Raw genomic sequence first — 20,623 nt, forward strand, 5'->3', positions numbered from 1 at the left:
AGTCTATCTTTGTAAGCAATAATAGTATTATAATATTTAAAGAATATGAAAAGTAAAGGATGTCTAATAGGAGGAGGTATATTTCTTATATTGTTTTTAATTTGTATTGGTATTTTCTTTTGGGGATTATCTATATATAATAATTTGGTTCAGCTAGATAATGATGTGAATCTTAAATGGGGAAATGTAGAAAGTTCTTATCAAAGAAGGGCAGATTTAATACCTAATTTAGTAGGGACTGTTAACAAGGCTACAAATTATGAAAAAGAAACTTTAACTGATGTTATAAATGCACGAGCTAAAGCTACGTCTGTACAAATAGATCCCTCTAATCTTTCTCCTGAAAAATTAGCAGAATTTCAACAAGCTCAATCCGGCTTGGGATCAGCATTGAGCCGATTATTAGTTTCAATTGAAAGATACCCGGATCTGAAAGCTAACCAAAATATATTATCTCTTCAGAATCAATTAGAAGGAACTGAAAATAGAATTAAAATAGATCGTGATAATTTTAATCAATCTGCAACTACATATAATATAAAAATACAACAATTTCCTTCCAGTATTATAGCCGGATTAAGAGGATTTAAAGAAAAGGGATTATTTAAAGCAGATTCAGGAGCACAAAAGGCTCCAGATGTAAATACCCTATTAAACGGTACAGATAATAAATAAAATAGAAAAACATGTTGTTTTCGTCAGAAGATGAAAAAGAAATTATAGAAGCTATTAGAAATGCTGAGCTATTATCTACCGGAGAAATTCGGGTTCATTTGGATCAACATCTAAAAGGTGATGCTTTAGCTACAGCACAAGATATATTTTATAAAATTGGCATGCAAAAAACAAAGAACAGAAACGGTGTTCTTTTTTATGTTTCCGAAAATTTGAGAAAAGTGGCGATAATTGGAGATGAAAATATACATAAGTTAGTAAGACAATCTTTTTGGAACGAAATTTTGGAAGAAATTATAGAATCTTTTAAAAAAGAAAAATATAAAGAAGGCTTGATTAATGCAATTTTTAAAACAGGAAATCAATTAAAAAAATATTTTCCCTCTGACGGAGACAATAATGAAAATGAACTAGCTAATGAGATTTCGCGTTAAGAATTTATTTATTTTATGCACTTTTCTTTTTGGATTTTTATCTTATGCCCAAACAGAATTTAAAATTCCTGAAAGACCAAAAATTATATATCCTGTTAATGATTATGCAGGAATACTTACTACGCAACAAAAACAAGAGATAAATCAAAAACTTATTTCTTATAGTGATTCTACTTCTACAGAAATTATAGTTTGCACAATAAAAACCTTAGATGGTGACGATATAAATTACGTTGGAGCCAAATGGGGAACTCAATGGGGAATAGGGCAAAAAGATAAAAACAATGGTATTTTATTATTAATAGCAGTAAATGATCATAAGTTGGCAATTCAAAATGGAAAAGGAACAGAAGATGCAATGACAGATCTTTATTCTGGCATAATTATAAACCAGTATATGGTGCCTTATCTTAAAAATAATGATTTTTTTGGAGCTATAAATTCAGGAACAGATCAAATTATTAAAGTATTGCAAGGTAAGTTTAAAGCATCTCCGAAAACGGATGATACAGACGATGGTATGTCAGGATTTGTTGTAGCGTTGATTCTTTTTTTCTTTATTTTATTTATAGTATTGATGAAAAAAAAATCAACAAGTAGTACCTACTACGATAGAAATGGAAAGAAGAAAAAGAAAGATGATGATGATGATTTTTGGGGAGGTTTTGGCGGAGGTTTCTTAGGCGGAGGCTTTGGTGGTTTTGGCAGAGGAAGCTCAAGTGGTGGAGGTTTTGGAGGTTTTGGTGGCGGAGGAAGCTTTGGAGGTGGTGGAGCCAGTGGTAGTTGGTAAGAAAACAGTTATTATTATAAATTAAAAAAACTATAAATAAGGATTTTAAAATCCAAAAAATTAAGATTTATATTCATGTCTTAATTCAAATGAAAAAATCAATATGATTATAAATAGATTATTTTTATTATTTCTCTTACTTACGTGTTTAAGTAGTTGTAAAACATTAAACAATTCTCAATTAAATCCCTATGATCAAGATGATTACTATTATGATTTAGATTATGATTATTATGATTATGATGATTATGACCGAGGATAATCTCTGATCATATAATTTTTATAAGCTATTGCAGCATTTTTTGTGCTAATGTAATTCCTTCAATCAAAAGATCTATTTCTTCTTTTGTATTATATATAGCTACAGAGGCTCTTACAGTGCCTGTTACTCCAAGATGTCTCATAAGAGGTTGTGCACAATGATGTCCCGTTCTTACTGCAATTCCTTGCTTATCCAAAATGAATCCAACATCTGAAGAATGTATGTTATTAATATCTAAATTAAAAGAAACCACTCCGGTTTTAGAAGTGCTATTTTTAGCATAAGTAGTAATACCATCTAATTCCTCTAATTTTTTCGTAATATATTTTAAAATGCTATTTTCATATTTTTCAATATTTTCTAAACCAATATTCTGTATAAATTCAATAGCTTTTTTTAATACAATATTTCCTGCTATATTAGGAGTTCCTGCCTCAAATTTGAAAGGTAAATCTGCATAAGTCGTTTTCTCAAAAGTAACTTCTTTAATCATTTCTCCTCCACCCTGATACGGTTTCATTCTCTCTAGTAATTTTTCTTTTCCATATAAAATACCTACCCCTGTAGGTCCATACATTTTATGTGCTGAAAATACATAAAAATCAACATTTAGCTTTTGAACATCTATTTTTTTATGGGAAATTGCTTGAGCTCCATCAATTAATACATAAGCTTGCGCTTCATGAGCTTTTTTTATTATATGTTCTATAGAATTTACAACCCCTAAAGCATTTGAAATATGATTTATAGCAACAATTTTTGTTTTATCTGTTATAAGTTTTTCATATTCATTTAATAGTAATTCTCCATTTTCATCAATGGGAATAACTTTTAATATTAAATCTTTTCTTTCTGCTAAAAATTGCCATGGAACTATATTAGAATGATGTTCTAAAGTCGATATTATGATTTCATCTCCTTTGTTTATCAAAGTCTCTATGCTTGAAGCTACTAAATTGATTCCATCAGTAGTGCCTTTGGTAAATATAATTTCATAATCTTTTTTAGCATTAATAAATTCTTTTACAGCTCCTCTAGTAGCTTCCATTTCAATAGTTGAAAGCTGGCTTAATGTATGCACACCACGATGTACATTGGAATTAATAGTTTTATAATAAATATCTTCAGCCTCCAAAACGGAAAATGGTTTTTGGGTAGTAGCAGCATTATCCAGATAAATTAAAGGTTTCTGATTAACAGTTTGAGTTAATATAGGGAATTGGCTGCGAATATATTTAAGGTCTATCTCCATGAGGTAAATTATGTTTTCAAAGATAATTATCTTTTAGTACATATAAAAAATATAATTTTTGATACTAATAAAACCTAATCTTTTTCAGAAAACGGAATATTAGGATTTGCAATTTCTTCTATGAGGAAAGTTACATTTTTAAATAATGTAATTACTTCAGAATAAGTAAAAACATCATTATTATCCATAGATAGTATTTCTAAACCTTTGAAAGGTTTTTTAAAACTCCAGATGCCTACTTTTACAGTTTCAGACATTTTTTCATTTAAAATCATATAAGCATAAAATATTAATTGAATAAAAAATTTGTAATTATTATTCTCTCTTATTTTATCTATTTTTTCATATTTAAATTTTAAAGGATTTACAGAAGATGTTTTGTAGTCTATAATACGATTTTGACCATTAAAAATATCCCATCTATCAACGAAACCTTTTAAGTGAATTTCGCCTATATGATCAAGGGTAATTTTTGAAAATAACCTTTTTTCAATATCTTTAATGAAAATTGTATTTCCATTTTTTATATCGGTAATATCTCTGAGAATTATCTTTTCAACGGTTTTTTCTGCTAATAATTTTTGTAAATAATTATGGCCTCTTTCAAATAGATCTTTATTTAAATTTTGATTTATGTATGTATTTAATTTCAAAGGATATTCTTTTAACATTTGTTCTAAAATATCTATTGAAAGTTGTTTTTCTTTATAAGGAGAATAAAGAGATTCTAAGGTATGATGAATTAAATTCCCATAATTAAGAGGGGAAATTTCTTCTTCTATTTCCTGTTCTTTCTCTAAATGTAATATTTTCTGTATATAAAAAATAATAGGATTATAATGGTAATTTGTCAAATGAGTAGGCGAGATAGGTTCCTGTAGCCACTCATTTATTGCCTTCATTAATACAGGAGTTTTAAGTATAGATAATTTTTTATTTTTTTGTAAATTTCCGGAATAGGTAGCTACAATTTCATTTATTTGATAACCGGATTCAAATTGTAGTTGACTGATAAACCTGCTTTTTTCACCAGAATTTATTCCCTCAGTATAATTATTATATAGTAAGGTTATATTTTCTGCATGTTGCAATAATCGGTAAAAATGATAGGCATAAATAGCGTCATTTTCTAAATAAGTATTGATATTATAATTTTTCTTTACATCAAAAGGAATAAAAGAATTATCTGTTTTACCGGCAGGCAGTATTCCCTCATTAACTCCAAGCATAATGATATTTTTGAAGCTTAATAAACGAGATTCCAATAATCCCATAAGCTGAAGTCCCTCTAAAGGTTCTCCAATAAAATCAATTTTTTCATTGTTTAATAGATGATGGTAAAAGGTTTGTAAAACAGAAAAACTATCTATAATTGGATTTTCTCCTAATTGAAAAATAAGTTGAGAAAAAATATTTTTAAATCTTAAAAAATTTTCTTTTAATATCGGTTCTGTTTCCTTTGTTTCTTCATGCATAATTTCACAGAACTCTTTCAATTTTATTAATAAATGTATAGGGCTTGAATATTCTTTAAAAATAAAGAGAATATTGAGATTCGATAATTGTTTATAAATTAAAGAATCAGATATAAACACACGGTTAGATTGCTTAATTTCATTAACAAAATTAGAAATAATAGGATCGGAATTTATAATGGAGTGAGTTAGTATATTTATAACATCTTCAAAATAAAATCCTTTAGAATTATTTTTTTCTTTAAAAATATGAAGTTGAAATATTTGTTTAAAAAAAGAAGCCAAAAGAGAGTTTTTTAAAGAATAACCCATTGTTATATTAACCTTTTGTATATTTTTTGGAAGGCTTTCTATTACTGAAGGGAGTATTGTTTCATCACATAATATAAGGGCGGTATTTTTTAATTCTTTATTAGAAAAAGTGTTTAAAAGGTTTCCAGCATATTTAGCTTGTGTAACTTCTTGTGAAGTACTTATAACATTAATAATTTTTGGTTCTTTAAAATTATTTTGTATCCATTGAAAGTCTCTGCTAGCATAATAATTCCATTTTAAATAATTTCTTAAAAAATATCCGGCTTCCTGCGTAGGATTATTTAAATAATAACTATCAGCATCCCAATATAAAAAGGTGTTGAAATTTGAAATAAAATATTTAATTATTTTTTCCTCTTTAGGAGTTAGCGCATTAAAACCAACAAAAACAAAATTTTCTTTTTGAGGTATAGAAATTGTTTTTAAATTTTCAACAACAGAAGTTATAAGCATACCCTTAGTTCCTAGCCCTTTTTCTTTTAAGGATTGGGTTAATTTCTTATAGAGTATAAGATTATTTTCCCAAAATTTTATATTTTTAAAAAATAGTTTATCTTGATGTTGAGAGTTCAGTGATTCTCCCCAATTTTCTATTCTCTCAATTGAAGAAAGGTGTTCTATAATCTTTAATGGATGATCAGAAAAAGTTTCAATGTCATTAAAATCATTGAGAAGTGTAGGTATCCATTTTAAAAAATCTTCAAATTTTTCCTCAGGATTAATATATTCTTTCTGAATTTTGTAAGCTTCAAACCATAACGGAATATTTTCTATTTGAATTAAATCAGAATATTTTGATATAAAATCTTCTATTGTAAAAAATGCAGGAATAAAACCATTATATTTTTGTTCAGCAAAATATTTTTTAAAAAATATTATAGGTCTTTTACTGGGAAGTATTAGATTCGTTTTTGATAAATCTAAATTTTTATCAAGTAAAGCATTAATTACATTTTCTATAAAATTCATTATTTGCAAAATTAATAAATAAAGATATGGATTTCTATTTAATCGCAAATGTTCTTATAATGTGTTTTATTATAAATAATAACAGGGTCATTTATTTATAAATAATTTAATGGGGAATTTTAAAAATAATCTTATTTTTAGCTAAAAATTGTATTATTAATGAGGAAATTTAATGTATTTATTACTATTCATAAAAAAATTATGAACCAAAAATATAAACCTAATTTTATAATATTTCTATTATTAATTAATAGAAAAAATAGTAATAATAAAAACCTAAGAATTCTCGAATAAATATTTTCGGATCGTGTTTTTTACTAAAATGTCTTGAACTTACAGATCCAATATTATAAAATCCTCGTTTATAATACATTAATTTTATACGTGAAATATGATAATACTGTGAAATAATAATTAATCTTTTATAATTATTATTTTTAATAATTTCAAGAGAGTTATCTACATTCTCTTTTGTATTTTTTGCTTTATTATCAATAATTATATCCCCTAAACGAACTCCTTTACTTATAAGAAAATCTTGCATTAAATCAGATTCACAGAATCCCTTATTGGCTATTCCGCCAGATAATAATATTTTTTGTATTCTTCCTTCCTGATATAGTTTTAAACCGATATTTAATCTTCTTAACATTGATTGTGAGAGAGAACCATCTTTTTTATTCTTGGTACCAAATATAACTCCAATATCAGCCGGTCTAGTATCTTCTTGGGTTCCGTCTGTTATAATTGTTAAAGTATGTAAAATAAACCAAAAGAAAATGAGAAAAATACACAAAAACATATATTTTAATATTTTCTTGTAGTAATACATATGTATAGTTTGATTTTTTTATTAATTATGCAAAAAAAATGCCATACAAGTTTTATTATTCTTATTTAAATGTTAAAAATATTATAATAAAAGGAGACTACACCCTCTAATATCAGAATTATCCATTCTTCCCAATATTTCAAAATTATTATCACTTTGACGACCTAAATCTTGTGTAGAAATAAAAGAACAACTATACACATTAGCTAAATCTATAATGCTTATTCCCCCTGATTTATTATTATCAACATAAAAATGAAAGGGATCTTCTATATCTCGAATTAAAACTTTCATCCAAGGAGGCGTTTGATAAATATTATTCCCCATAGAATAAGCTTGCGATAATAATTCTGTCATACTATACTCAGAAAAAATATTCGATGTGTGGAAAGAATTCTGCAATTTTTTTAATAACTCTTCTTTGGTTATTTCTTCTTTTCTTCCTTTCATACCTCCAGTTTCTATTATTACCGAATTTTTGAGTGTTTGCGGGAACTTTTCAGAAAAATCTATTAAAGCATAGGAAACCCCAAATAAAATAGTTTTTTTATTATTTTTTTCTAATTTTTTTAATAAAGAATTTAATGCTTCCCAATTATTTAAGAAATATCCATTTTCCTCATGATTAGATTGTTGCATCAGATAATTAACCATATATATTAGAGAAGAATTTTCTCTTTCCAAATAAGAAGGTAATAAACCTAAAAATACATATTGTGAGGGATCACCGAAAAAAAGTTTAAAAGAATTAATGATACTTTTCTGATATATGGATTCATCTGCAATATAATGTTTAGATAAATTCATAGATGTAGTTCCACTACTTTGAAAATATAATTGAGAATTATAATTTTGATGGATTATTTTTTTTGTTTTGTAAAATTCTATAGGAATAAAAGGAATTTGAGTGTAATGAGAAATACCATTAATATCTATATTAAACAAATCAACAAATTTTTTATAAATCAAAGTATTATTATATTGAAACTTGAAAATTTCTAGAGCTTTTTTATTAAAATCTTCTTCTGATTGTATTGAAAAAATATTAAAATTGTTAAGCATAATTATTTCGTGTAGGCTTATGCAAATTTAATAACTAGAATTTTAATTTTATGTATCACTATATATGTATCTATAATTTGCTATATGATCCAGTCGATTTGACAGTTTAAATAAACATGGCAATAAAATTGATTAACATTAGGTAATTTTTTAAATAGAACAGCCATGTCGAAACATAAAGATCAAGAAGAAAATGAGTTAATTGAAGAAAACAATAATCAAGAAAACTCAGTTAAAGAATCAGAAAGTACTGAAAATATGTCAGATAATAAGAAGGAACTTACTCCAGAAGAAAAACTGGCACAAGAAAAGGATAAATTTATTCGTCTTTTTGCAGAATTCGATAACTATAAAAAACGGACTACAAAAGAACGACTAGACCAGATTAAATACTCAAATAAAGATATGGTTGAGGCTTTGTTACCAGTTTTAGATGATTTTGATAGAGCAATTAAAGAATTAGAAAAAGATGATAAAAGTGCTGATGCTTTAGAAGGGATTAAATTAATTTATAACAAGCTTTTTAATATTTTAAAAGAAAAAGGTGTATCTATAATAGAAGTAAACCCTGGTGACGATTTTAATATAGATTTACATGAAGCAATTACACAGATACCTGCACCAGATCAAAATTTAAAAGATAAAATAGTAGATGTAGTACAACAAGGATATTTATTGCATGACAAAGTCATCCGATATGCAAAAGTAGTAGTAGGTAAATAAAATTTTAATAGACTATTAAAAATCATGTCAAAGAGAGATTATTACGAAATATTAGAAGTTTCAAAGAATGTTACTGAGGTAGAATTAAAAAAAGCATATAGAAAAAAGGCATTGAAATATCATCCAGATAAAAATCCGGGAGATAAAGATGCCGAAGAAAAATTTAAAGAAGCAGCAGAAGCTTATGAAGTGTTAAGTGACCCTCAGAAAAGAGCTAGATACGATCAATTCGGTCATGCTGGAGTAGGAGGTGCAGCTGGAGGAGGTTTTAGTGGTGGAGGAATGAATATGGAAGATATATTCTCTCACTTTGGTGATATTTTTGGAAGCGCTTTTGGAGGTGGTGGTTTTGGAGGATTTTCTTCAAGACCTCAACAAGTACAAGGATCTAATTTAAGAATACGTTTATCACTCACTTTAAAAGAAATTATTAATGGAGTTGAAAAAACTGTAAAAGTAAAGAGATTTAAATTAGCTCCGGGTGCCACTTCAAAAACTTGTACAACTTGTAAAGGTTCTGGACAAACCCGAAGAGTGATGAATACTCCTTTTGGGCAAATGCAAACCCAGACTGTATGTGGGACTTGCAACGGAACTGGGAAAATAGCAGATCATATTCCTCCCGGAGCCAATAATATGGGCTTGATAAAAGTTGAAGAAGAAGTTTCTATAAAAATACCTGCAGGGGTCAGAGAAGGAGTTCAACTTCAAGTAAGAGGTAAAGGAAATGATGCACCATTTGGAGGAATACCCGGAGATTTGATTGTTGTTATCGAAGAAATTGAAGATGAAAACCTAAAAAGAGAAGGAGACAATCTTCATTATGAATTATATATAACAGTTCCTGAAGCAATTTTAGGAATAAAAAAAGAAGTGCCTACTGTTGCAGGAAAAGTTAAAATAACTATTGAAGCAGGAACACAGTCTGGAAAAATTTTAAGATTAAAAGGAAAAGGCTTACCTCAGATGCAAGGATATGGGCACGGTGATTTGTTTATTCATGTAAATGTTTGGACGCCAAATCCCAATAAGTTAACTAAAATACAAAAAGACTTTTTTGAAGAAATGATGAATGATGAACATTTTACACCCAAACCTACAAAAAATGATAAAACATTTTTTGAAAAAATAAAAGATATGTTTTCCTAATATTTACTATTTTTATATGTCATAAAAAAATGCTAATACTTCATGTATTAGCATTTTTGTTTTAAGAAAGAGGTGTATATTTATGATAAATGCATAGATTTTTCCATGATTATAGCTTTAGGAAAAAGAATATTATTTTCCAGATGAATATGTTTATGAAGTTTTTGCTCAAAGTCATCTAGCATTGCAAAAGAAACTTTATAAGTATTGCATGCTTCAGGGGGAGGAGTATATCCTTTAGAAAGTTCAGATATTCTTTTGAATCTTTCTCCTTCCACAGAATGGTCATCCATCATCATTCTTATAGGATTTTCTACACTTCCGAAATGAGCATTTTCTAAAGGAATTTGTGTAATTTGAGCATGTACCATATTTCTTATGAAAGGAAATAATATCATTTCTTCCTTTTGTAAATGATTTAATAAATCATTGGAAGATTTAGAAAACAAATCAAAAATTTCAAATAATTCAGGATGTCTTTCCCCATGAACTTTCTGTACTTTATTTAAAAATTGAGATAATGGTGGAATTTTTTCACGTATGTATCTATGAAATGTTTTTTCAATATAATCTGCCAGTAGATCTAAGGGCCAAGACTGATAATCAATATTTTCATTTTTACTATCAGTAACAATTTCATTTAATTTATTCTTTAATTCATCAATATTGATGGATTTTCTTTCACAAGCCTGTTCTATTGTACGATCACCCTTACAACAAAAATCAATTTTATATTTAGAGAAAACGGCAGCAGTTCTGAAGTCATCTGCAACAATGCTACCAATAGTGCCATCAAAGTTTTTCATACTATTATTTTTTTAAATTAACTCTTTATATTTTAAAAATGTTATACCCTTATTTATATTCATTGCAAGTTCTTCAACGCTGATTGAAGTAAGCATATCTTTCAGTTGCTTCCTAATAGGTTTAAATTTATTATGTACAGGACAAGGGGAATGTTCAGAACATTTAGGAAGGCCAAGAATACAACCTTCATAAATAGAATCTCCATCTATAGCTTTTACTATATCTAAAAGTTTTATGTTGGAGATATGTTCTTTTTTCACACTAAATCCGCCAGAAGGGCCCTTAGTAGAATTAATTATTTCATGCTTAACAAGTATTTGTAAAATTTTTGCTGTAAATGCTTCTGGTGAATTTATTTGATTAGAAATTTCTTTAATACCAGGTTTGTTTCCCTTGTAGTATTCTGAAATAATAAATAATGTAGCACGTATTCCATATTCGCAACTTTTTGAAAACATATTTATATATATAATTTTTCAAAGTTAGCAAATATTTCTCCAATAAAAGACATAAATATCTTTTATTATTTTTCTTGATTTTTCTTAAAATAAATTTATAAACACATAAAAAATAGTAATATAAAATATATTTATTTTTTTAAATAAAAATAAATATATACTTAAATTTTTATTAAATTAATATTATTAACTTATTTCAAATAATTCTAAATTTGATTATTATTTAAGATATTAAGATGTTTATATCTTTTATTATTTGAAAAATTTTATATATTTGACAAAAAAATCTAACAAAATTGGATAAATAAGAAATATATATAAAATTAGATGTTTTCAAAAACCAGTGAATATGCAATAAAAATTATGATATATTTAGGGACTCATAAAGAAAATGAAAAATTGCATGGTGTTAGAGAAATATGTGAAATGCTGAAATCTCCCGAAGCATTTACAGCAAAAATTTTACAACAATTAGTAAGGGCTGAATTATTAAGCTCTATGAAAGGTAAAAATGGAGGTTTTAAAATTGAAAAAAAAACTAAAGAAATAACAATATTTGATATTGTTAAAGCTATAGACGGAGATAAATCATTCACTAGATGTATATTAGGCTTAGCAGATTGTTCCGGCGAGAATCCTTGTCCGTTACATCATAAATATTATAAAATTAAAAATGAAATCCAAAAAAATATATTAAATACAAATATTCAGGATTTAAAAGATAATTTAAGACATATTAAAATTCATTAAAAATTGTGAAAATCTAAATATGTTATAATTATTTGTTTAATTAATTAACAATTAAAAAACTATATATAATTATTAAAAGTACATTTTGTATGGGTGCTAATTTATTTCAATCTCACAAAATTTTATTTTTAAATACCTTAGCTTTTACTATTTGTTTTGCCTGTTGGACTCTTAATGGGGTTTTGGTAACTTATTTGGTAGACAAAGGTATTTTTAACTTTACTGTAGTACAAACCGGATGGTTGTTAGGGATTCCTGTTTTAACAGGATCAATTTTAAGACTTCCGATAGGAATTATGACAGACAAATTTGGAGGTAAATATGTTTTTTCAGGGTTATTACTTTTTTGTTCAATACCTTTATTCCTTTTACCTTTTGCTCACACGTTTACTACGTTTGCTATATTAAGTTTTCTTTTTGGGATCATAGGTACCAGTTTTGCAATCGGGGTAGGATACACTTCAGTTTGGTATCCTAAAGAATGGCAGGGGAGAGCATTAGGTATTTTTGGAATGGGAAATGCAGGAGCAGCTTTAACTACTTTTTTAGCTCCGACATTATTAAACTATTTTTCTGAAAATGATCCTGAAAATGGATGGAAAATGCTTCCGATTACTTATGGGAGTATTTTAGTAATTATTGGGGTTTTGTTTATATTATTTGCTAAAAATAAAAAACCTGCAAGTAGCTCCAAAACTATTGTACAATTATTAACACCTCTAAAAAAAGGTAGAGTATGGCGTTTTGGATTGTATTACTTATTGGTTTTTGGTTTTTTTGTAGCCTACTCTCAATGGTTAGTTCCCAATTTTATGAATGTGTACGGGATAAGTTTGGTAATGGCAGGAATGTTTGCCTCTTTCTTTAGTTTACCCTCAGGCGTTATACGTGCATTTGGAGGTTATCTTTCAGATAAATATGGAGCAAGAAAAGTTATGTATTGGGTATTAGGATCTTCTATTGTACTGAGTTTTTTGCTTATGTTTCCTAAAATGGATATTTATACAGACGGACCAGGCATTTTATCTTCTAATACAGGAACAGTTACACAAGCTACAGCTTCACACATATCAGTAGATAAAAAAGAATATTCAGTAAAAGAAAGACTTTCACAAAAAGTAAACGAAACAAGTTTTCTGCCAGTTCAAACCTCCTGGCAGGAAGTAGTAGTGAAAGAAAATCAATCCATAAAAAAGAAAGACCTCTTAGCCAAAGGAGTAACTGAAATAAAATTTGGAGCCAACATGTGGGTATATCTTACTTTGGTTATTTTAATTGGAATCTCTTGGGGAATAGGAAAAGCTGCTGTTTACAAACATATTCCCGAGTATTTTCCTAATGAAGTAGGAGTAGTAGGAGGTATGGTTGGACTTATAGGAGGTTTAGGAGGATTTATAGGGCCTATCGTATTTGGGTATTTATTGAATTATACAGGATTATGGACGAGTTCCTGGATGTTTATATTGATCATATCTCTAATTTGTCTTATTTACATGCATCGTGTAATAATAAAGATGTTACGTGAGAAAATGCCTGAAATATCCAGAGATATTGAAAAAAAATAAATCGAAAAAATAAAATTAATTAAAATATAAAGATTATAATTATGGCTACATGGCTTAAAGAATGGAAACCGGAAGATGCTAATTTTTGGGAATCTACAGGGAAAAAAATTGCCTGGAGAACACTTACAATAACTACCATTTCATTAACACTGTCTTTTATAGTTTGGTATTTGATGAGCGGAATAGTAACTAAACTTCCTGGAGTAGGATTTAATTTTTCAGAAAAGGAATTGTTTTGGTTAGCATCCCTTCCAGGCTTAGCAGCAGGAACTTTAAGAATAATACATACCTTTTTAATTCCTATTTATGGTACAAGACATACCATAACTATATCAACACTTATAAAATTAATACCAGTTGTAGGAATTGTGTTGGCAGTAATGAATCCCAACACACCCTTTTGGGTATTTGCCATTTTAGCTTTTACAACAGGTTTTGGAGGTGGTGATTTTTCTTCCTTTATGCCTTCAACCAATATGTTTTTTCCAGCCCGATTAAAAGGAACCGCATTAGGTATTCAGGCTGGTATAGGAAACTTTGGTGTAAGTATAGTACAGTTTTTAACTCCTGCATTATTAGGTATAGCCATTGTAGGAGCTCCGCAAATATTAAAAACTGTAGATCCTGTATCACATGAAGTAACAACTAAATCTCTTTATTTACAAAGCCCTGTAATAATTTATATTCCCATATTAATTATTATGACCCTGGTTTGTTGGTTTGGATTAAAAAGTATTCCGTTAAAATCTTCTTTTAAAGAACAATTAGAAATTTTTAAAATTAAACATACCTGGTTTTGTACCATTACTTATTTTATGACATTTGGTACTTTTTCAGGATTATCAGCAGCCTTTCCTTTAATGATTAAGTCATTATATGGAGATTTTCCCGGAGCACCAGATCCTTTACAATATGCTTTTTATGGACCTTTAATTGGTTCTGCTAGTAGAGTGTTGTTTGGATTCGTTGCCGATAAAGTAGGAGGAGCACTTTTAACCACTATTACTGGAATTGGATTTATTGGCTGTATTATAGTTATGATTTCAATGGGATTAGTAGCTCCAACATCAATTGATCAATTTCCTTATTTTCTTATTACTATGTTATTAATTTTCTTTTTTTCAGGAATAGGAAATGCAGGAACATTTAGACAATATCCGATTATATTTAAAGATAATCCTGTGCATGCAGCTGGTGTAATAGGCTGGACAGCTGCTATAGCTGCATATGGACCATTTATTTTTTCAATAATCATTGGAGCTGTTTTACATTCTTCTAAAGAATTAGGTATAAAAAATGCAAATAGCTTCTTTTGGGGATTATTAATCTTTTCTGTTGCTGCTACAATTATTAATTGGTATTACTATCAAAGAAAAGGAGCTGAAAGACCTAGTTAACACTAACAGATTAAATTATGTTTAAATTATTTCAGAATCTGAATAAAGATGCTTTACTAAAAGCGATTATAGTTTGTATTATTGCTATTATTTTGGTGATTGTAGGTTCAAGAGATTTACAGAATTTTGACGCAGCATTAATAGCCTATCTTTTTGGAACCGTCTTTTCCATATTCGGAGTGACATATAGATATTCTATTTGGTTACAAAGACCACCCACTAAAATGTATTGGAAACGTTCTTGGCAATTTTTATTTAGTAAACATTTTCTTGAATATATAGGAAAAGGTATAAGCCTTTTTTTCCAAAACATATTATTTCAAAAATTTATCTATCCAAGAGGTAAAATCCGTTGGATTGGTCACTTTTTGTTAGCTACCGGATGTATGATTGCATTTTGTATAACCATACCTTTAACTTTTGGTTGGATACATTTTACTTTAGAATCTGGTACTCTTACAACTTATGAAGCACATATGTTTGGTTTTAAAGTTTTAAATTTTGAATTAGGGTCAATTATAGCTTTCATAACATTCCATGCCTTAGTATGGTGTTCAGTATTAGTAATTTTAGGTTCCATAATGATGATGAAACGTAGAATGACTAACGGTGGGCTAATTTCTACTCAGACATTTGAAGGAGACTGGCTTCCATTAATTCTTCTTATAGCTATATCAGTAACCGGGATAGGAATATCTTTCGATTATACATATTTAGAAGGAAAAACTAATCAATTTATGTCTGTTGCTCATGCAGTTACTGTTATATTATTCTTAGTATGGATTCCGTTCGGAAAATTTTTTCACATTTTTCAAAGACCTGCACAGTTAGGAGTTAATATCTATAAAACCGTAGGAATAAAAAATGGAATGGCAGTATGTCCACACACAGGAGAAGAGTTTGCTACTAAAATGCATATAGAAGATTTAAAAACTGTCACAAATGAATTAGGGTTTGATTTTACTATGGATAATGGTGAAAGTCATTTAGACTACAGCCCTGAAGGAAAAAGATCAGCATTAGCCCAAGCACATTTAAAAGCAAGAGAAGAATCAGGAAGTTTTTTTGGTTAAAAAAATAAAAAGGAAAATAAGTAATGGCTAAATTACCAGTACAAGACAATATAATTATAGAAAAATTTGGACCTCACAAACAATATACTCCAAAAAATGGTTTTAAAGGGGTATCAGAGCCAGATAAATTAGTGAAGACCCATTGTTGTTTTTGTGGAATGCAGTGCGGTATTCAGCTGAAAGTAAAAGATAATAAAGTAGTAGGTTTTGAACCTTGGAAAGAATTCCCTTTCAATCAAGGAAGACTCTGTCCAAAAGGAGTTCAAAGATATTTACAAAATAATCATCCTGATCGGTTACTTTCTCCACTAAAAAGAGTAGAAGGAGTAGGATTTGAACCTATTAATTGGGAAGAAGCTATAGATACCACAGTCTCACAAATTCAGAAAATCCAAGAAAAATACGGAAGAGATGCTATGGCTATGTTATCAGGAGTCTCCCTTACCAATGAAAAAAGTTATATGATAGGTAAGTTTGCCAGAGTAGCGTTAAAAACTAAAAATTTGGATTATAACGGACGTTTATGTATGGTAAGTGCCGGTACAGGGAATAAAAAAGCGTTTGGATTAGATCGAGCTTCCAATAACTGGTCTGATTTAAAACATGCAGAAGTAATTATTGTTACAGGAGCCAATGTAAGTGAAACATTTCCTACTTTAACTTATCCTATTTGGGAAGCAAGAGATAACGGAGCTAAGTTGATTGTTATAGATCCAAGAATAATTCCATTGGCGAGGACTGCAGATTTACATTTGGATTTACGCCCCGGTACAGATTCTGCCTTATATGGAGCTATGTTAAAAGTTTTATTTGATAATAATTGGGTAGATAAAGAATTTATAGAAAAATATACTTCGGGTTATGAAGAAACATTAGCTTCTGTTCAAGATCATACGTTAGAATGGGCTGAGAAAATAACAGGAGTTTCAGCAGAGAAAATCTACAAGGCTGCAGAAATATGGGGAAAAGCTAAAACTAGTTTTTTATTACATGCAAGAGGAATTGAGCACCACACAAAAGGAGTAGATAACGTAGTAGGATGTATAAATTTAGTATTAGCAACCGGAAGAATAGGAAAGCCCTATTGCGGATATGCTACAATTACTGGTCAAGGTAATGGACAGGGAGGAAGAGAACATGGGCATAAATGCGATCAATTACCGGGAAACAGAGACATAGAAAATCCTGAACATCGTAAATATATATCAGCAGTTTGGGGAATAGAGGAAAAAGATTTACCAGGAAAAGGATATAGTGCTTGGGAAATTATTGAAGCTATACATAGAGGAGAAATTAAAGGACTTATATCTATTTGCTTTAATCCGTTAGTGTCACTTCCCAATAATAATTATGTACGTTCAGCTCTTGAAAAACTAGAATTTTATGTAGCTATAGATTTCTTTTTAAGTGAAACCGGAAGACATGCAGATATAATTTTAGCAGGATCTCTACAAGAAGAAGAAGAAGGAACGGTTACAACAGCAGAAGGTAGAGTTGTTCGTATCAATCAGGCTATAAATCCTCCGGGAAAAGCAAGGAAAGATAGTGAAATAATTAAAGAAATTGCAAGTCGTTTAGGAGCCGGAGATAAATTTAATTTTACAACTGCAGAAGATATATTCAATGAACTAAGAGTAGCATCTAAAGGCGGAACAGCAGATTATTATGGAATTACTTATGAAAAGATAGAAAAAAATATGGGGGTATTTTGGCCTTGTCCAACATTAGACCATCCCGGAACTCCAAGACTTTGGGAAGATTATAAATTTAAAACTCCCGATGGAAAAGCTCACTTTAATCCTGCTCCCTATAAAGATCCTTCTGAATTAACAGATGAGGAATATCCGGTTACACTGACTACTGGAAGAGTAGTTTCACAATATTTGAGTGGATCACAAACCCGAAGAATAGGTAAATTAGTAGATCAATATCCAGAACCTTTATTAGAAATTCATCCAGAACTGGCAAATAAATATGGAATTATAGATCGGGATTTAATTAAAGTAGTAACTCGCAGAGGTGAAGCTATTTTTCCGGCAAATGTTGTGGAAACTATAAGAAAAGATACCGTATTTATACCTTATCATTGGGGAGGAATTCATTCTGCTAATATATTAACCATTAGTAGCTTAGATCCTATGTCTAAAATTCCAGAGTTCAAAGTATGTGCCTGTAAATTAATAAATACAGGTGAAAAAGCCTCGAAATCAGATAAATCCAATGCATTTCAAAGTTTTGATGAATAACTAAAGAAGAAAAGATTATGACAATTACAGAATATAATAAAAATATGGGTTTTTTTGTGGATATGCAAAGATGTATTGGTTGCCATGCATGTGAAATGGCTTGTGCGGAATGTGAAACAAATGGACAGGAGAGTATGATCCATATTCATTATGTTGACAGAAAACACACAATACAAACTACCGTACAGGTATGTATGCATTGTGAGGATCCTGTCTGTGCTAATGTTTGTCCGGCAGATGCCATAACTAAAGATAACTTAGGGGTTGTCCATTCAGCAAATACAGCACGTTGTATAGGTTGCTCCAATTGTGTAATGGCATGTCCATTTGGAGTACCTAATAAAAAAGAAGAAGCAGAATTAATGATGAAGTGCAATATGTGTTATGATCGAACCAGTGCAGGTTTAAAACCAATGTGTGCCACAGTTTGTCCAAGTGGAGCCTTATTTTACGGTACATTAGAAGAAATAGAAGAAAAACGTCCACATAGTACCCCTGTAAATAAGTTTATTTTTGGAAAACAAGAAGTTATAACAAAAGTAAATGTTATGATGCCTAAAGGGAGTAAAGAATTAAAAGTTCATTAATTAACATAAAAGACTATACAGAAATGTCACATAACAAAGAAAAAGAAACCCCGTTTTGGAAATCAGATTTTCCTATAAAACAAGAGGAATCTACTCATGTTTCCAGACGCGAGTTTGCTAAATTTTTATGCCTTTTGTCTGGAAGTTTAGCAGTAGGAAATGGAATGATAGCAGCCAAATCTCTTTTATTTTCAAAAGATAAAAAATATCAGGAACACTTAATTTGTTCAACTTCTGAAATACCTATTGGGGAAATGAAATCATTTGTAATTAATGATAATCATAAAGTGCCCTATATATTAATACATTTAGGAGAAGATAAATGGCGCTGCTTTGAACAGAAATGTACACATCTTTCCTGTGCAGTTTTGTATAAACATGAAATAAACAAAATAGTGTGTCCTTGTCATAAAGGTTTTTTTGATCCAGAAACAGGAGAAGTATTACAGGGGCCTCCACCAAGACCTTTACCCCAACTATCTGTAGTTATTAGAGATGGAAATGTTTATGTAACAGAAAAAGAAAAGAAATAAAATTATGAGTAATTTTCGAGAAGCACAAAATACAGCACATCCCAGTAAAACTAATACATTAATGTCAGCTATTATAATAATACTTATTTTAATTCTGAGTATACAAATATGGCTAATGTATGGTGCATTGAACAATGCCTTGGATGATAATCAGCCTTTTGCATGGGCTACTTTTGGAGGATCTTTATTTCTTTTTATTTCAGCATTGTTTTTATTAAAATATTTGCCAGATGCTCGTAAAAGCGAAGCTAAAGATTCCGAAAATAAATATGAATAATTTACAGGATACATATAATAGAATTCATAACTATTTAAGAATATCTCTTACGGATAGCTGTAATTTTCGTTGCTTATATTGTATGCCCGAAGAAAATATGCAATGTCTTTCCCAAAAAGATTTGATGCATCCTCAAGAAATATTTACCATAGCAAAGACCTTTGTAGATTATAATTTCAATAAAATTCGTCTTACCGGAGGAGAACCTTTGGTAAGACATGATTTTTCAGAAATAGTACAATGTCTAGCACAATTGCCTGTAAAACTAACTTTGACAACCAATGGAGTATTGATTCATAAATATGTAGACTTATTTAAAAATGTAGGTATTAAGTCTATAAATATTAGTATTGATAGTTTAAATGAAAGTACATTTAAATCAATTACTAAAAGAAATGCATTATCGCAAGTATGGAAAAATATACATCTTTTAGTAAAAGAAAATTTTCACGTAAAACTTAATGTTGTAGCAATGAGAGGAATTAACGAACATGAAATTACAGATTTCGTGAATTTAACCTGTAGTTTGCCTCTACAAGTTCGGTTTATAGAATTTATGCCTTTTAGCGGAAATCGGTGGGAAAAAAATAGGGTATTAACCACCACTGAAATGTTACATAATATAGAAAAACATTTTTCTATTGTTAAATTACAAGATTCTATACACAATACAGCAAAAACATATCAGGTATTAGGTTCTAAAGGCACCTTTGCTTTTATTACGACTATGAGTCAACCTTTTTGTTCAGGTTGTAACCGCATGCGAATAACGGCAGATGGTAAAATGAAAAATTGTCTTTTCGGAAAAGAAGAATTTGATATTTTAGGAGAATTACGAGCAGGTAGAAATATAAAACCTGTGATAGAGAATTGTGTATATAAGAAACATAAAAAAATGGGGAAACAATTTCAAAATTTCAAAAATTTAAATCCTGATCATTTAGAGAATAGAAGTATGATAAAAATAGGCGGATAATTTTTTTATAACCGTT

General features: G+C 29.1%; 21 protein-coding genes. 15 read left to right on the forward strand and 6 right to left on the reverse strand.

Annotated elements, in window-relative coordinates; genetic code table 11:
* Positions 1-45: 45 nt before the first annotated feature.
* The 4 genes from C4S76_RS07960 to C4S76_RS11810 all read left to right on the forward strand — a co-directional run bounded on the left by C4S76_RS07960 (position 46) and on the right by C4S76_RS11810 (position 2,161).
* A complete protein-coding gene (locus C4S76_RS07960) occupies positions 46-675 on the forward strand; it encodes a LemA family protein (RefSeq protein ID WP_105193944.1) in 630 nt (209 codons plus the stop codon).
* A gap of 11 nt (positions 676-686) precedes the next feature.
* Positions 687-1,109: a TPM domain-containing protein gene (locus C4S76_RS07965; protein ID WP_105193945.1), complete on the forward strand. Its 423-nt coding sequence runs from the start codon at positions 687-689 to the stop codon at positions 1,107-1,109.
* A complete protein-coding gene (locus C4S76_RS07970) occupies positions 1,093-1,899 on the forward strand; it encodes a TPM domain-containing protein (protein WP_105193946.1) in 807 nt (268 codons plus the stop codon). The genes C4S76_RS07965 and C4S76_RS07970 overlap by 17 nt, the downstream gene beginning before the upstream one ends.
* Before the next feature lie 103 nt (positions 1,900-2,002).
* A complete protein-coding gene (locus tag C4S76_RS11810; RefSeq protein WP_181044088.1) occupies positions 2,003-2,161 on the forward strand; it encodes a hypothetical protein in 159 nt (52 codons plus the stop codon).
* A gap of 25 nt (positions 2,162-2,186) precedes the next feature.
* Here the strand turns inward: C4S76_RS11810 and C4S76_RS07975 are convergent, their stop codons facing one another.
* The 4 genes from C4S76_RS07975 to C4S76_RS07990 all read right to left on the reverse strand — a co-directional run bounded on the left by C4S76_RS07975 (position 2,187) and on the right by C4S76_RS07990 (position 8,066).
* Positions 2,187-3,413 carry an aminotransferase class V-fold PLP-dependent enzyme gene (locus C4S76_RS07975; RefSeq protein ID WP_105193947.1) on the reverse strand — a complete coding sequence of 409 codons (1,227 nt, stop codon included), beginning with the start codon at positions 3,411-3,413 and terminating at the stop codon, positions 2,187-2,189.
* 74 nt (positions 3,414-3,487) lie between these two features.
* Positions 3,488-6,172, reverse strand: coding sequence for a PD-(D/E)XK nuclease family protein (locus C4S76_RS07980; protein ID WP_105193948.1), 2,685 nt, complete (start codon positions 6,170-6,172; stop codon positions 3,488-3,490).
* Positions 6,173-6,419: 247 nt separating this feature from the next.
* Complete coding sequence (locus C4S76_RS07985) at positions 6,420-7,004, reverse strand: YdcF family protein (protein ID WP_105193949.1); 585 nt, start codon at positions 7,002-7,004, stop codon at positions 6,420-6,422.
* A gap of 81 nt (positions 7,005-7,085) precedes the next feature.
* Entirely contained in the window at positions 7,086-8,066 is a 981-nt protein-coding gene (locus tag C4S76_RS07990) for a long-chain-fatty-acid--protein ligase (RefSeq protein WP_105193950.1), read from the reverse strand.
* A gap of 165 nt (positions 8,067-8,231) precedes the next feature.
* Between C4S76_RS07990 and C4S76_RS07995 the strand changes: the two genes are divergently transcribed.
* Both C4S76_RS07995 and dnaJ read left to right on the forward strand, forming a co-directional pair.
* Complete coding sequence (locus C4S76_RS07995; RefSeq protein WP_105193951.1) at positions 8,232-8,789, forward strand: nucleotide exchange factor GrpE; 558 nt, start codon at positions 8,232-8,234, stop codon at positions 8,787-8,789.
* Between the two features lie 24 nt (positions 8,790-8,813).
* Positions 8,814-9,938: a molecular chaperone DnaJ gene (gene dnaJ, locus C4S76_RS08000; protein WP_105193952.1), complete on the forward strand. Its 1,125-nt coding sequence runs from the start codon at positions 8,814-8,816 to the stop codon at positions 9,936-9,938.
* 80 nt (positions 9,939-10,018) lie between these two features.
* On the opposite strand, the gene ric is transcribed toward dnaJ, so the two are convergent.
* Positions 10,019-10,744, reverse strand: a complete 726-nt coding sequence (gene ric / locus C4S76_RS08005; protein WP_105193953.1) for an iron-sulfur cluster repair di-iron protein — start codon at positions 10,742-10,744, stop codon at positions 10,019-10,021.
* 12 nt (positions 10,745-10,756) lie between these two features.
* Entirely contained in the window at positions 10,757-11,203 is a 447-nt protein-coding gene (locus tag C4S76_RS08010) for an RrF2 family transcriptional regulator (protein WP_105193954.1), read from the reverse strand.
* Between the two features lie 327 nt (positions 11,204-11,530).
* On the opposite strand from C4S76_RS08010, the gene C4S76_RS08015 reads away from it, so the two are divergent.
* The 9 genes from C4S76_RS08015 to moaA all read left to right on the forward strand — a co-directional run bounded on the left by C4S76_RS08015 (position 11,531) and on the right by moaA (position 20,607).
* Positions 11,531-11,953 (forward strand): RrF2 family transcriptional regulator, encoded by a 423-nt coding sequence (locus tag C4S76_RS08015; protein ID WP_105193955.1) that lies wholly within the window; start codon positions 11,531-11,533, stop codon positions 11,951-11,953.
* An 89-nt stretch (positions 11,954-12,042) separates the two neighbouring features.
* The gene (locus C4S76_RS08020; protein ID WP_105193956.1) at positions 12,043-13,518 is read left to right on the forward strand and encodes an MFS transporter; all 1,476 of its coding nucleotides are present in this window, start codon (positions 12,043-12,045) and stop codon (positions 13,516-13,518) included.
* 41 nt (positions 13,519-13,559) lie between these two features.
* The gene (locus tag C4S76_RS08025; RefSeq protein ID WP_105193957.1) at positions 13,560-14,915 is read left to right on the forward strand and encodes an MFS transporter; all 1,356 of its coding nucleotides are present in this window, start codon (positions 13,560-13,562) and stop codon (positions 14,913-14,915) included.
* Positions 14,916-14,932: 17 nt separating this feature from the next.
* Positions 14,933-15,988 carry an MFS transporter gene (locus tag C4S76_RS08030; protein WP_105193958.1) on the forward strand — a complete coding sequence of 352 codons (1,056 nt, stop codon included), beginning with the start codon at positions 14,933-14,935 and terminating at the stop codon, positions 15,986-15,988.
* Between the two features lie 23 nt (positions 15,989-16,011).
* The gene (locus tag C4S76_RS08035) at positions 16,012-18,234 is read left to right on the forward strand and encodes a molybdopterin oxidoreductase family protein (RefSeq protein ID WP_105193959.1); all 2,223 of its coding nucleotides are present in this window, start codon (positions 16,012-16,014) and stop codon (positions 18,232-18,234) included.
* A 17-nt stretch (positions 18,235-18,251) separates the two neighbouring features.
* Complete coding sequence (locus C4S76_RS08040; RefSeq protein WP_105193960.1) at positions 18,252-18,821, forward strand: 4Fe-4S dicluster domain-containing protein; 570 nt, start codon at positions 18,252-18,254, stop codon at positions 18,819-18,821.
* 23 nt (positions 18,822-18,844) lie between these two features.
* A complete protein-coding gene (locus tag C4S76_RS08045) occupies positions 18,845-19,354 on the forward strand; it encodes a QcrA and Rieske domain-containing protein (protein ID WP_105193961.1) in 510 nt (169 codons plus the stop codon).
* Positions 19,355-19,358: 4 nt separating this feature from the next.
* Complete coding sequence (locus C4S76_RS08050) at positions 19,359-19,631, forward strand: DUF6755 family protein (RefSeq protein WP_105193962.1); 273 nt, start codon at positions 19,359-19,361, stop codon at positions 19,629-19,631.
* Positions 19,624-20,607 (forward strand): GTP 3',8-cyclase MoaA, encoded by a 984-nt coding sequence (gene moaA, locus C4S76_RS08055; protein WP_105194127.1) that lies wholly within the window; start codon positions 19,624-19,626, stop codon positions 20,605-20,607. The genes C4S76_RS08050 and moaA overlap by 8 nt, the downstream gene beginning before the upstream one ends.
* Positions 20,608-20,623 lie beyond the last annotated feature (16 nt).

The sequence above is a fragment of the Apibacter adventoris genome (genome assembly GCF_002964965.1).
GTDB classification, from domain to species: domain Bacteria; phylum Bacteroidota; class Bacteroidia; order Flavobacteriales; family Weeksellaceae; genus Apibacter; species Apibacter adventoris.